Source organism: Paenibacillus sp. AK002 (assembly GCF_053903045.1).
Map to the genome: position 1 here is coordinate 6,657,912 of NZ_CP096377.1, position 12,845 is coordinate 6,670,756.

Consider the following 12,845-nt stretch of genomic DNA (forward strand, 5'->3'; position numbering starts at 1 on the left):
GTATCCCGCATAATGCGTATATACGGCTGGTTCATCAATTCAATTACACACGCATAGGAGCTCCTCCCCCGGATGACAACAAGTCAGAGCAAGGCATTTCCCGTCGGATTGGATCGCATGCCTCGCATAAAAACGGGTTCGCTTCGGGTTGTCGGGGTCCGGGCTTCAATGTTCAAGGTTACTGGTTTATCGGGCTATCGGGTTATCGACCATTTCCTTATGACCTGATTGGTCACCTCCGACAGCAGCAACCCCAGCGCGATGGCGCCTGAAATCATGAACGCCTGGGCCCCCAGCTGGACGGCCTGATCGAATTGATTCTGGGCCACATGGCGAAGGGCATTATAGGCGACACCGCCCGGTACGAGCGGAATAATCCCCGACACGCTGAACACGATGATAGGAGTTTTGTATTTTTTGGCGAAAAAATGACTGATCATCGTCACGCAAAATGCTGCGACTACCGTGGCCGTCACCGGCTCAACCCTCATATCCTGAAGCATGATGTAGAGCAGCCAGCCCACCATGCCGGCAAACCCGCACTGCAGCAGTGCTTTTTTGGGTACGTTAAAGATGATCCCGAATGCCGCCGAAGCAACGAAACTCGTAATGAGCTGCTGTATATAAAAGGTTGCCACCATTATCCCTCCATACTTCTCATCTCTTAGAATGACAAAGTAAACGCAATCCCCGCGCCGATGGCAAAGGACGTAACAAAAGCCTCTGCCCCTTTGGACAAGCCGGATATCAGATGCCCTGCCATCAGATCGCGAATGGCATTCGTGATCAGCAAGCCCGGTACAAGCGGCATCACGGAACTGATGATGATCGTATCCAGCTGATGGCCGAATCCGAATCTGACCATCCAAACGGAAGTTATGCCGATGACGAGCGCCCCCGAGAATTCGGCGAAGAACCGGACGGGAATGACCCGATGCATGAACACGAAGCAGGAGAAGCCCAGGCCGCCCGCAACGGCCGCCGGTACGAAATCCGGCCAGATGCCGCGAAACATGATGAGAAAGCACCCGCTTGCGATCGATGACAGTAGAATCAGCACCCATGTCGGATAAATGGCCTGCTCATGCTCGATTCGCTCCAGGGCCCGGTAAGCCTCTTCCATCGTCAGCTCGCCGAGACTGACGCTCCGGGACACGCTGTTGACCTGATCGATCTTATGGAGATTGGTTGTCCGATCCGAAATACGAATAAGCCGCGTAATATGCTGCGGCTCCTCCACCGAGAAGATAATGCCCGTCGGAGTCATATAGCTGTGGCTGTTCTCCACGCCAAAAGCCGCGGCGATCCGCATCATCGTATCCTCGACCCGATAGGTCTCCGCGCCGCTCTGCAGCATGATTTTGCCTGCTAACAAGCAGACCTTGATAATGTCATGCTCCCGCTTCAACAAATCATTCAAATCGACAATCCTCCTGCTGAACACATTCCGATTCAGAATCTTTGCCTATATTATAGTATCATTTCCATGATAAAGCATAGGATATGCTTTAAAGCAGCGCTGCAGCAGCCTCCATTCGTTTGATTCCAACTCATCGCCCGCAACAAAAAGCCTCCCGGTGATCGGGAGGCTTCTCTGCTATTTATTCTCGAAATCGGCTTAATAGGCGCCGCGGATGTGCATGGCTACCTGCTCCTGATAGAAAAGCGCAAGGCGTTCTTTCTCCTCCATGCTGAACGAAGGCACGTCCAGCGTGCCCAGGTTGTCTTCGATCTGGCGGACGTTGCGGAAGCCGGGAATCACGGCAGTGACCTCCGGGCAATCCAGAATCCAGCGCATGGATGCACGGGCCATGTCGCCTCGGCCCTCGGCAATCCAGGCGAGCTCTCTGGCGAGCTCGACACCCTTTTCGAATCGGAGGCCGGCAAAAGTCTCGCCTACGTTAAACTGCTCGCCGTTGGCGTTGAAATTCCGGTGATCCCCCTCGCTGAAGGTAGTGCTCTCCGTAAATTTTCCGGTTAGCAAACCGCTCGCGAGCGGCAAGCGCACCAAGATGCCGACGCCCGATGCTTTGGCCTTCGGGAGCAGCTGGGCCAGCGGTTTTTGGCGGAACAGATTGAAGATCACCTGCAGGGACCTCACCCCTGGTACCCCAAGACAGAACAGTCCTTCCTCCACCGTCTCCACGCTGACGCCGTAATGCCGGATTTTCCCCTCGGCCTGCAGCTTGTCCAGCACTTCAAACACCCGTCCGTCCTTTAATACTTCGAAGGGAGGACAGTGAACCTGATAGAGATCAATCCGCTCCCGCTGCAGCCGCTTCAGACTGCCCTCGCAATAACGGCGGATCGACGCTTCGGAATAGGTCTGAAGATCATGAATATCACCGGCGCGGCAAAACTTGGTGGCCACATGCACGGTATCTTCCTTCCCTTTGGTTGCGCGCGCGAGCAGATCCTCGGCATGCCCGTCTCCATAGACGTCGGCCGTATCGAAGAAGTTTACGCCCTCGCCGATGGCGCGATCCAATCCCTTCAATGCTTCATGATCATCGGTCTGCCCCCATGAGCCTCCGATCGCCCATGTTCCGAAGCTGACCTCGCTAATGTGAAGCTCCGTATTTCCCAATTGTCTGTAATTCATCGACGTTATAGCCTCCTCATCCAACTGCCATACTAGTTCACACTACTAGACTAAACGTTAAATCGCTTTCATTCAATCCATATATCATATATCTATTTCATCGGGGATCGTTGACAAATGATTCCATCGTCTTTATAATAACAATCAATAATGACCAACGTTGGATATCCAGTAATGGAACTCACGATTCTTCACACACATCCTAAGGAAGTGATCCTACATGACCAACCTCATCCTGCTTTCATTTCTTCGCCAGCGTCCTATGCACGGATATGAAATCCAGCAGCTCATTCAGGCCAGCCGTATGGACCTGTGGACGAATATCCTGTCCGGTTCGATCTATTACGCGCTGAACAAGATGGAAAGCGAGGGGTTGATTGCAGCCACTGCCGAAGAGCGAACCGGCGCGAGACTCCGCAAAATTTACAGCATCACGGATGAAGGCGAGAAGCTGTTCCAGCAGATGATCCGCGAGACGTTGACGCTTCCCCCCCACACCGTTAAATCCGACTTTTCGCTCGGTTTGGTCTGGATCGAGAACATTCCGAAGGAAGAAGCGGTGGAATTGCTGGAGCAAAATCTTAAGCAAGTGGAGGAATCGCTGGCCCAGTGGCGTTCGGGCAAGGAAATCAAGGGCCAGTACGGCTTATCCAAGATCGCCCTTGCCACCTTCGATAATGCGATTTCGATTTTGGAACAAGACATCGCCTTTCTCCACAAGATCATTGCAATCGTTCAAGAATAAGCCTCAGCTTCTGCTGCGGCTTTCATTTTCGGTCTATAGCCAACATTGGATATATATATTGGACAAATATCGCCGGCATATGGATGCCGCTCCTCATCCTGGCCGGCTTTACGATCCTCATTCTCGGTGCGGCGGCATGGACCTTCCGCGGGGACGCAGAGCAGCCTGTCAACTGGAGGCAGGGATCCGCGAAGAAAGCGGCGTCGACGTGACCGCGTACAAAAATCCGGTTAACCCCTTGTATAAAAGACATCTCATGCGGTATACTGAACAACAATATCAGTATCAGGCCGATGATGAGCTTCCAACTTTGAGGCGTTCTCGTCAAGGGGATTCGATCTACACCCGATCAGCCTTCCCCCTAAGTTAACCGGACCCGCCCGTTACCGCGGAATCAAAGTGGATTGAACGCGGGCCGACATGTTCCTTGGTCAGGTTACGGTTCAATCAATTTGGGTGGCACCGCGAGCGCATAAGCGTCCCTCGTCCCATATGGACTAGGACGCTTTTTTATTTTTATAGGGCAAAGGAGCGCGGTGATTATGTTAGATATGAAATGGATCCGGGAGAGCGCGGATCATCAGGAAGAATTGCAGCAGGTGGCTGACCGGAAAGGCATCGCCCTTTCGGTTGCCGAGCTTGTCAAGCTGGATGACCAGCGGCGTACGCTGCTGTTGGCCGTGGAAGCATTGCGCCAGAAGCGCAATGCGATCTCGCAAGAGATCAGTGACCTGGTGCGGCAAGGCAAACCAGATGAAGCGGAACGGCAAAAACAGCAGGTCAAAACCATCAATGATGAGCTAGGTCAGCAGGAAGCGTTATATCGGGAGGTTGACGAAGCTTATAACGAGCTGCTTATACTCGTGCCGAATATCGTGTCGCCGGACACGCCTGTGGGGGCCTCGGATGAGGACAATGTGGAGATCAGACGAGTCGGCGAGCTCCCCGTGTTTGATTATCAATTCAGGGACCATGTCACGCTCGGCGAGCTGCATCGCATGATCGACATTCCCCGTGGCGTCAAAACCGCAGGCACGCGCAGCTACTACCTGACCGGCATCGGCGCAATGCTCCACCGTGCCGTTCAGCAGCTTGCGGTGGATATGCTCGTCGCCAAGGGTTTCACCCTCATGGACGTGCCGTTGACGGTAAGGACGGAGGCCATGCAGCATACGGCCTTCTTCCCGCTCGGTCAGGATCAGGCCTTTCAAATTACGGAGCAAGATAAGTGGCTCGTCGGTACCTCGGAGGTGCCGTTGGTATCGTTCTATAGCGGTGAAGTTGTCGATGTAGCGGAGCCGATTCGCCTGGCAGCAGCGTCGCTCTGCTTCCGGAGCGAGGTTGGCTCGGGCGGTCGGGACGTCCATGGCCTCTATCGGGTGCACCAGTTCGCGAAGGTGGAGCAGGTCGTTCTTTGCGAAGCCAGCACGGAGGCCTCGGAGCTGCTTCTGCAAGAGATTACGGCCAATGCCGAGGAGCTGCTGCAGAAGCTCGAATTGCCTTACCGGGTCGTTGCCGTCTGTACCGGGGACATGTCGCAGAAAACGTACAAACAATACGACATCGAGACATGGATGCCAAGCCGCGGAGCTTATGGAGAGACCCACTCGTCGTCGAATCTGCTCGACTTCCAGGCGCGCCGCTCGAACATCCGCTACCGGGACGCGAAAGGCAAGCTGCGCTACTGCCACACCTTGAACAATACGGCCGTGGCTTCGCCGCGGATTCTTATCCCGCTGCTGGAGAACCATCAGCAGCCCGACGGCTCGATCCTCATTCCGAAGGCGCTCAGGCCTTACATGAACGGGATGGAGCGAATTGAGCTTCCGAACGGAACGGAGAACAGAACGGAATAAGGATACCATCAATTTATTATCTAACGTTCAACAACGCAGCCATTGAATGGCTGCGTTGTTGTGGTTTTGGAACTCATATTTTAAGAGAAGCTTTGCACCCCCGCTCCTTCATTAAAAAATGCAAGAAGAGAGTTTAGCGATACTTAGACCAGCTTAAAAAGCATATACTATATGGATGAGCTGTATGCCGACTCTGCAAGCTTCCCCAAAGCTGGACCATTCGATCATCGCAAGAAAAATTTCCGCTAAACGCGGTCTGGCTTCTCTGGGGATTCTTCGATGTACATTTTTCTTATGGATTAAGTAGGTATATAATGTTCGTTATATAGAGATACCATTTTCGATAGATGGATTTCATGTCCGGCGTCCGTTCGACCGGGTACCCGTCTCTATATAGAATACTTACCGTGCCGTGCACGAATAAGGAGGTCATTCCGTATGACAGAAGCAAATCTTGACCATACAGCGTCCAAAACGCTTCGCGATATCCCGATTTCCATCCTCGATCTGGCGCCGATTACAGCGGGCAGCACAGCTGCACAGTCGCTGCGGAATACGCTCGATCTCGCTCAACATGCCGAGAAGTGGGGTTATAACCGCTACTGGCTTGCCGAACATCACAACATGCCGGGGATCGCCAGCTCGGCCACTTCGGTGGTCATAGGCCATGTGGCCGGGGGCACCAGCAAGATTCGCGTCGGTTCCGGCGGCATTATGCTGCCGAACCATGCTCCGCTTGTCATTGCCGAACAGTTCGGCACCCTCGAATCCTTGTATCCCGGCCGGATCGATCTCGGTCTTGGCCGTGCGCCGGGTTCGGATCAGCTGACCTCCCGGGCGCTCCGCCGCGGCCCTGGCAGCGACGGCCAGGACTTCCCGGACCGCCTCGGCGAGCTGCGGAATTACTTCCAGCCTACCTCCGGCTCGTCCATGCGCATCCGGGCGATTCCGGGGGAAGGCCTGCATGTTCCGATCTGGCTGCTCGGCTCCAGCGGTTTCAGTGCGCAGCTGGCAGGGCAGCTGGGGCTTCCGTTCTCTTTTGCGAGCCACTTTGCTCCGGACTATCTAATGGCGGCGCTCGATCTGTACCGGACCAGCTTCCGCCCTTCATCCGAGCTGAGCCAGCCGTATGCCATGATCGGCGTGAACGTGATCTGCGCCGACACGGATGAGGAAGCGCAGCGCCTGGCTACCTCGCCGTACCAGCAGTTCCTGAACATCATCCGGGGCCGCACCGGCCAGCTGAGTCCGCCGGTGGACAGCATGGATGACCTGTGGAACCTGCAGGAGCAGGCCATCGTGAAGCGCCAGCTCAGTTTTTCCGCCATCGGCAGTCCCGCAACCGTCCGCGCGCAGCTGGAGCAGTTCCAGCAGTCGACGGACGCGGACGAAATCATTGTCGCGGCCGCGATCTATGATCATCAGGCGCGCCTCCGTTCATATGAGCTGCTGGCGGAAGCCGTCGGCATCAAATAAATGCCATGCCAAAAAGACCAGTCAAACCCGGAACTCCGGTGCCTGACTGGTCTTTTTTTTCAATCCGGATATTACAGCGTCAGCCCGCCATCAATCGTAACCAGCGAGCCTGTCATGTAACTGGAGCCCGGGGAAGCCAGGAAGGCAACCACGTTTGCGATTTCGTCCGCCTCAGCCGGACGGCCCATCCGCATGTTGCCCACTTCCTCAGGCACATAGCCGCCTTCCATGAAGGACTTGGCCACCGCTGCGGTCAGCGGCGTCTGAACGCCGCCAGGGCAGATGGCGTTCACGCGAATGCCCTGCTTCACGTATTCCAACGCAGCTGCCTTGGTCAAGCCCACAACCGCGTGCTTGCTTGCCGAATATGCGGCGGCACTGTGTTCACTGCGGATGCCCGCCGTGGAAGCCGTGTTCACGATATGTCCGCTGCCCTGTTCCTTCATGACCTTCAAAACATACTTCATGCCAAGGAAAGCGCCCTTCACATTCACGGACATTTGACGGTCAAATTCGTTCTCGTCGATATCGTCCAGCATGGAGAACTTCTGCACGATACCTGCATTGTTGAAGAAGAAATCGATTCGGCCGTAAGCTTCAACCGCCTTGTTCACATAGTTCTGAACATCCTCGGTTTTTGTCACATCCGCCTGCACGAAGATTCCCTCTCCGCCTTGCTCCTTAATCAAGCGCAGCGTCTCTTCGCCGGCTTCCTTGTTGAAATCCACGAGCACAACCGCGGCACCGTTCTCAGCCAATTTCAGGCTGGTGGCTCTGCCGATCCCGCTGGCCGCGCCGGTAATGACAGCAATCTGTTGGTTATCGGACATGAAACAACACTCCCCTTGATGAAAATAAATATAACGTCTGACTGAGCTTGTGTCCTTATGATTCAAAACATCGACAGCTTAGGAACAAGCCGAATGAATGTCCGGCTTACTTCGCGAAATACCCGCCGTCGATCGGCAGCTCGACGCCCGTAATGTAAGAGGACTCGTCGGATGCCAAGAACAGCACGCCGCGCGCGATATCTTCCGCTTTGCCGAGTCGTGGCAACGGCGTCTGGGATTGGAACCACTGCATCATTTTTTCGTCTTTGAAGAGATCCACGGTCATTGGCGTTTCGATATAGCCCGGGTGTACCGAGTTGCAGCGGATGTTATGCTTCGCAAAGTCAACGGCCGTGGCTTTGGTCAGCATGCGTACCGCGCCTTTGCTTGCCGTGTAAGGACCGGCGCCGCTTCCGCCCGTCAGGCCGGCAATGGAGGAGATGTTGACGATGGAACCGCCGCCGGCTTCGATCATGTGCGGAATGACATATTTTTGGCCGAGGAATATGCTCGTAACGTTGATCGACATCGTCTTCTCCCAGCCTTCGACCGTCAAATCCATGAACGGCGTTGCATTGGAGACACCGGCATTGTTGACCAGAATGTCGATTTTGCCGAATTTTTGAACCGTTTCGTCCACGACGCGGACCCAATCTTCTTCGGAAGCAACGTTATGCTTGATCCCCAGCGCTTCGCCGCCGAGCGCTTCAATCTCAGCGACGACGTCTTTGATTTTATCCTCCTGAAGGTCCGTAATCGCTACCTTGGCCCCCTCTTGCACAAACAAAAGAGCATCAGCTTTACCCATGCCTCCAGCCGCACCCGTAATAATCGCTACTTTATTGTCTAATCTCCCCATATAAATACCTCCTAATGTTAGTCGTTGGATTGGCTGTCCATATGGGACTGCCCGATCTTAAGCTGCAAATGCTCGATCATCTTCTCGTACGAAGCGATCAAGACATCCATCTCCTGATCCGAGAAATCCGACCATAAGCCTTCATTCAATTCACGGTACTTCGCAATCATCCGGGCTTCCACCTCGCGTCCCTGCTCCGTGATCCTAAGATAGACTTGACGCCTGTCCTCGCTCGACGCTACCCGTTCAATATAACCCTTGCTTACCAGCTTGTTGCTCAAGTTGGTGACAGCCGACAGCGTAACATTCAGGGCATTGGCAAAATATGAGCTGGTCTGCTGCCCCTCATACGCCAAGGTCTGAAGCACGTAATACTGGGGGCCGGTCAAATCATTGTCCAGAATCTTGGCATAGTTCGCCACAAGCGTCATCATCTGACGGGCTACCATGTTAGATAAATGCTCCCGCTTATCCAGTTTCATCACCTCGATGCTTAACGAAGTCCCTCACTTATATATTACAAATTTAAATAGTTAAAAGCTTTTAACAATTCAAATTGTATACCCTTTCACATGGCTCGTCAACCACGATAAAATGCCCGATTTGGTGGTTATTCCCACATTCGAGCCCGATGGAGACCCGTCTATATTAAAAATAATTCAGCTTGGCCAGGATGGACAAAGATGCTGCTGCACTACAAATCTGCTAAATAGAAAAAGAGCACCCGCAGGTGCTCTTGAAAGTATATCCATCGTTGCTTCGGCGTATCCCCCCGAACTATAGATGTTACCTTGAAGAATAAAGAAGATGTCATGGTGGCGCCCAGTTGGACTCCGACGAATGGGCGGAACCCCAGGGTCCAGCCTCCACCCACAAAAAAAGGCACCACCCTGAGGTGATGCCTTTCGTAGTACTTAATTCATCCTGCCGTATCCATCCGCTCAGCCACCGTGGATTGGCGGAGATGATCCAGTGTCATGCGCTCAACGAAACGCGAGAACTTCTCTTTTTTCTTGCCGTGCTCCTGATAGATGGCGATCAGCTTCAAGATGATCGGAGCCAGCTGCTCCGGCGTCAAATCCGCATGCAGCTGCTTCGCCAGCGAAGCCTTCAAGCCTCTCGGCTCCCCGCCTACATAGATATCGTAGGTATTTCGCATCTTAATAACGGCAATATCCTTCAGCAGCGGCTCGCTGGTGCCAAGCGCGCAGCCTGCGTACCCGATCTTTAGCGGATTGGGTACGGGATGGTCAGCGATGGCTTCATCCAGCATCTTGGCAATATCCAATCCCGAATCCTCCGCCCCCCGGCAAAAGTTGCAGGTAATCAGGCTCTTGGAGACGAAGCCGGCGGGATGTACCTGAAGGCCGGCGGCTTCCAGCTTCGCCTTGGCTTCCTCCACCCGCTCTTCATCCATCTCCACGTACAGCTGCTTGAAGGTTGTCATCTCGATGCGGGCATCTTCGCCTACGATGGAGCCCAATACGGCCAGCTGATCCGGGCGGAACAGCGTTCCGCCCACTTCAAAGCCGGGGGTCACAGCAAATTTTTGCATGGCCAAATGTCTACACTCCCATCAAGTCACCCTAATATCGTTTTCTTGCTTGGTTACAAACCATACTGTATATAAAAGGTCTGCCTGCCTCCCGTTATACCTTCATCCGCTGCAGACGAAGGGCATTCAGCACGACCGATACGGAGCTAAGTGCCATGGCAGCCCCGGCCACCCAAGGCGCCAGCAGCCCGATGGCGGCAATCGGAATGCCGAGCGAATTGTAGCCCAAGGCCCAGAACAGGTTCTGACGGATGTTGCTCATCGTCTTGCGGCTCATGTAGATGGCGTCCGGAATGCTGTTCAGGTCGCCCTTCATCAGCGTAACGTCGGCGGCTTCCATGGCCACATCCGTGCCTGTGCCGATGGCCATGCCGATATCGGCAACCGCAAGGGCTGGCGCATCGTTAATGCCATCGCCGACCATGGCGACCTTCTTGCCCTGCTGCTGGAGTTTCTTCACTTCATCCGCTTTGCCCTCCGGCAGTACCTCGGCAAGCACATGGTCAATACCAACCTGCTTGGCAATGGCCTGAGCCGTGCGTTCGTTGTCGCCGGTAATCATGATCACTTCAATACCCATTTGCTTCAGCCTTGCTACAGCAGCCTTAGACGTCTCCTTGATGGTATCCGCTACGGCCACAAGACCGGCATATCGGCCGTCTACCGCGGTAAGCATAGCGGTCTTACCCTCGGTTTCCAGCTCCGACATTCTGGCCAGGACCGCATCGACCGGCACGTTATGCAGTGCCATCAGCTTGCGAGTACCGACCAGAACTTCGTGTCCTTCCACGCTGGCCTGGATGCCGTAGCCTGGAATCGCCTCAAAATGCTCGGCAGTCGGAAGCTTCGTCCCTTTCGCCTCAATCCCGGCCACGATCGCTTCGGCAAGCGGATGCTCGGAGCTCTTCTCGGCAGCTCCGACCAAACGCAGGAACAGCTCCTGATCGATGTTATCGACTTCCACATCGGTCAGCTCGGGCTTGCCTTTCGTGACCGTTCCTGTTTTGTCCAGAATAATCGCGTCGATTTTGTGCGTGGACTCCAGATGCTCCCCGCCCTTGAACAGAACGCCCAGCTCTGCAGCTCGGCCCGAACCCGCCATGATCGAGGTCGGCGTAGCCAGACCCAGCGCACACGGACAAGCAATAACCAGGATCGCAATGGCAATTTCTAACGATTGCGCGAAATTACCAGGCGTTACCCAGAAGTACCACACGAGGAAGGCAGCAATTGCAATGCCGACCACGATCGGAACGAAAATGCCGGAGATGACATCAGCTACCCGCTGAATCGGAGCTTTGGAGCCTTGCGCTTCCTCAACCACCTTGATAATTTGGGCTAGAGCGGTCTCCTTACCCACTTTCGTCGCTTCCAAAGTCAAGCGTCCGTTCTTGTTTATGGTGGCGCCGATAACAGCATCGCCCGCTTTTTTCTCAACCGGAATGCTTTCACCTGTCAGCATTGACTCATCTACCGCCGACGTGCCCTCCACGACTTTACCGTCCACCGGGATTTTCTCACCCGGCTTTACCAGTACTAAATCACCCACCAGGACCTGTTCCACCGGGATGGTCATCTCCTGACCGTCACGAACGACCAGTGCCGTTTTGGCTTGAAGACCCATCAGGGTTTTAATGGCCTCCGAGGTACGGCCTTTGGCCAGGGATTCGAACAGTTTCCCCATAATGACCAGCGTGATCAGCACCGCACTAGTTTCATAGTACATTTCAGGCCCATGGTGTGCGTTTGCTCCGGCAGCGGCCCAATCGATCGTTAAATACAGACTGTAGAAATAGGCTGCCGAGGTACCGAGTGCGACCAGAACGTCCATATTGGCGCTTTTGTTGCGGAGGGCCTTATAAGCTCCCACATAGAACTGTTTCCCGATAAAAAACTGTACCGGCGTTGCCAGGATCAGCTGGAACCAAGGGTTCATGAACAGATCCGGCATCCAGATCCAGGAGGTGAAGGAGAAATGGCTTACCATGGCCCAGAGCAGCGGCAGCGACAGAATCGCCGACAGGAGCAGCTTCCGCTTTTGCTTGGTGATGGCCTCCTTGCGGTGACCTTCCTGATCAAGCGTTTCCTGTTTGGAAACCGCCTGATACCCGAGCTTCTCCACGCGCTGTTGAATATCGCTAAGGCTGACCTCGGCGGGATTGAATTCCACCCGGGCCGTCTCCAGTGCAAAATTGACGTTGGCCTGATTCACGCCTGGCATCCGGCTAACCACTTTCTCGATTTTCGTAGCACAGGCAGCACAGTACATGCCAATCAGCTGAAGGTCCACCGTTTCCTTTGCTGTTCCGTAACCCAGCTTTTCGATTTTCTCTTCCATCTGCTGGACGGTAACCACATTCGGATCAAATGTAACCGACGCTTTTTCCAGCGCAAAATTCACATTCGCTTCCTGGACGCCCTCCATTTTGCTAAGGCCCTTCTCAATCCGATTCGCACAGGCGGCACATGTCATACCCGTTAACTGCAGCGATGTTTTCTTCTGTTCCATTGTTGCTTCTGCTCCCATCTTCTCCTCACCCCTCTTCATCCTCGTGCCGTTTGGTTAAACTACGTTATATCCTTGTTCCTCGATAATTTCTTTGATTTGATCCAAATTGACTTTGCCTGCGTCATATTTCACGGAGACCGTGCCTGCCTTCAAATCCACATGTCCCTCGATGTTCTCATTCTTTAAAGCTCCTTCGATGGAATTCACGCAATGCATGCAGGACATGCCTTCTACTTTTATAGTTACCTGTTCCATAATCAATCTCTCCTTTAGGTATTGGATTTATTAGGGCTCTGTAACAGCCAAGCCCCGAAGAGTTATCAAACTCTTTGTTCTCATTTCTTGATGTTAGTATACCCCCCTACCCTATAATTAGTCAATGGGTTTTCTCATTTTTTTTGAAAAACATGGCC

The 12,845-nt window shown here is 53.9% G+C and carries 13 protein-coding genes; 4 read left to right on the forward strand and 9 right to left on the reverse strand.

What is annotated here, in order from left to right; genetic code table 11:
• Positions 1–194: 194 nt before the first annotated feature.
• From M1D70_RS30055 to M1D70_RS30065, 3 genes are all read right to left on the reverse strand, one after another.
• Positions 195–641 carry a threonine/serine exporter family protein gene (locus M1D70_RS30055; RefSeq protein ID WP_009592993.1) on the reverse strand — a complete coding sequence of 149 codons (447 nt, stop codon included), beginning with the start codon at positions 639–641 and terminating at the stop codon, positions 195–197.
• A gap of 23 nt (positions 642–664) precedes the next feature.
• A complete protein-coding gene (locus M1D70_RS30060) occupies positions 665–1,420 on the reverse strand; it encodes a threonine/serine exporter family protein (RefSeq protein WP_332294939.1) in 756 nt (251 codons plus the stop codon).
• Positions 1,421–1,618: 198 nt separating this feature from the next.
• Positions 1,619–2,602, reverse strand: coding sequence for an aldo/keto reductase (locus M1D70_RS30065; protein ID WP_009592989.1), 984 nt, complete (start codon positions 2,600–2,602; stop codon positions 1,619–1,621).
• Positions 2,603–2,822: 220 nt separating this feature from the next.
• Here M1D70_RS30065 and M1D70_RS30070 point away from each other — a divergent pair, with 220 nt between their 5' ends.
• The 4 genes from M1D70_RS30070 to M1D70_RS30085 all read left to right on the forward strand — a co-directional run bounded on the left by M1D70_RS30070 (position 2,823) and on the right by M1D70_RS30085 (position 6,679).
• Positions 2,823–3,347 (forward strand): PadR family transcriptional regulator, encoded by a 525-nt coding sequence (locus M1D70_RS30070; protein WP_456288677.1) that lies wholly within the window; start codon positions 2,823–2,825, stop codon positions 3,345–3,347.
• A gap of 83 nt (positions 3,348–3,430) precedes the next feature.
• On the forward strand, positions 3,431–3,559 hold the full coding sequence (locus M1D70_RS30075) for a hypothetical protein (protein ID WP_456288678.1): 129 nt from the start codon (positions 3,431–3,433) through the stop codon (positions 3,557–3,559).
• A gap of 330 nt (positions 3,560–3,889) precedes the next feature.
• Positions 3,890–5,203, forward strand: a complete 1,314-nt coding sequence (gene serS / locus M1D70_RS30080; RefSeq protein WP_456288679.1) for a serine--tRNA ligase — start codon at positions 3,890–3,892, stop codon at positions 5,201–5,203.
• Between the two features lie 438 nt (positions 5,204–5,641).
• Positions 5,642–6,679, forward strand: a complete 1,038-nt coding sequence (locus tag M1D70_RS30085; RefSeq protein WP_009592702.1) for an LLM class flavin-dependent oxidoreductase — start codon at positions 5,642–5,644, stop codon at positions 6,677–6,679.
• 71 nt (positions 6,680–6,750) lie between these two features.
• On the opposite strand, the gene M1D70_RS30090 is transcribed toward M1D70_RS30085, so the two are convergent.
• The 6 genes from M1D70_RS30090 to M1D70_RS30115 all read right to left on the reverse strand — a co-directional run bounded on the left by M1D70_RS30090 (position 6,751) and on the right by M1D70_RS30115 (position 12,687).
• Complete coding sequence (locus M1D70_RS30090) at positions 6,751–7,509, reverse strand: SDR family NAD(P)-dependent oxidoreductase (protein WP_456288680.1); 759 nt, start codon at positions 7,507–7,509, stop codon at positions 6,751–6,753.
• A gap of 106 nt (positions 7,510–7,615) precedes the next feature.
• Complete coding sequence (locus M1D70_RS30095) at positions 7,616–8,368, reverse strand: SDR family NAD(P)-dependent oxidoreductase (protein ID WP_009592684.1); 753 nt, start codon at positions 8,366–8,368, stop codon at positions 7,616–7,618.
• A gap of 17 nt (positions 8,369–8,385) precedes the next feature.
• Positions 8,386–8,817, reverse strand: a complete 432-nt coding sequence (locus tag M1D70_RS30100; protein WP_009592716.1) for a MarR family winged helix-turn-helix transcriptional regulator — start codon at positions 8,815–8,817, stop codon at positions 8,386–8,388.
• A 470-nt stretch (positions 8,818–9,287) separates the two neighbouring features.
• On the reverse strand, positions 9,288–9,929 hold the full coding sequence (locus M1D70_RS30105; RefSeq protein ID WP_009592695.1) for a nitrite reductase: 642 nt from the start codon (positions 9,927–9,929) through the stop codon (positions 9,288–9,290).
• An 88-nt stretch (positions 9,930–10,017) separates the two neighbouring features.
• Positions 10,018–12,450, reverse strand: coding sequence for a heavy metal translocating P-type ATPase (locus M1D70_RS30110; RefSeq protein ID WP_456288681.1), 2,433 nt, complete (start codon positions 12,448–12,450; stop codon positions 10,018–10,020).
• A 36-nt stretch (positions 12,451–12,486) separates the two neighbouring features.
• Positions 12,487–12,687 carry a cation transporter gene (locus tag M1D70_RS30115; protein WP_009592700.1) on the reverse strand — a complete coding sequence of 67 codons (201 nt, stop codon included), beginning with the start codon at positions 12,685–12,687 and terminating at the stop codon, positions 12,487–12,489.
• Between the last annotated feature and the right edge of the window lie 158 nt (positions 12,688–12,845).

Bases quoted from the DNA above. Each gene is read 5' to 3' on its own strand.
- M1D70_RS30100 (WP_009592716.1), bottom strand. From the start codon at position 8,817: ATGGTAGCCCGTCAGATGATGACGCTTGTGGCGAACTATGCCAAGATT.
- M1D70_RS30110 (WP_456288681.1), bottom strand. From the start codon at position 12,450: ATGGGAGCAGAAGCAACAATGGAACAGAAGAAAACATCGCTGCAGTTA.
- M1D70_RS30075 (WP_456288678.1), top strand. From the start codon at position 3,431: ATGCCGCTCCTCATCCTGGCCGGCTTTACGATCCTCATTCTCGGTGCG.
- M1D70_RS30070 (WP_456288677.1), top strand. From the start codon at position 2,823: ATGACCAACCTCATCCTGCTTTCATTTCTTCGCCAGCGTCCTATGCAC.
- M1D70_RS30055 (WP_009592993.1), bottom strand. From the start codon at position 641: ATGGTGGCAACCTTTTATATACAGCAGCTCATTACGAGTTTCGTTGCT.
- serS (WP_456288679.1), top strand. From the start codon at position 3,890: ATGTTAGATATGAAATGGATCCGGGAGAGCGCGGATCATCAGGAAGAA.
- M1D70_RS30115 (WP_009592700.1), bottom strand. From the start codon at position 12,687: ATGGAACAGGTAACTATAAAAGTAGAAGGCATGTCCTGCATGCATTGC.
- M1D70_RS30065 (WP_009592989.1), bottom strand. From the start codon at position 2,602: ATGAATTACAGACAATTGGGAAATACGGAGCTTCACATTAGCGAGGTC.
- M1D70_RS30090 (WP_456288680.1), bottom strand. From the start codon at position 7,509: ATGTCCGATAACCAACAGATTGCTGTCATTACCGGCGCGGCCAGCGGG.
- M1D70_RS30085 (WP_009592702.1), top strand. From the start codon at position 5,642: ATGACAGAAGCAAATCTTGACCATACAGCGTCCAAAACGCTTCGCGAT.
- M1D70_RS30095 (WP_009592684.1), bottom strand. From the start codon at position 8,368: ATGGGGAGATTAGACAATAAAGTAGCGATTATTACGGGTGCGGCTGGA.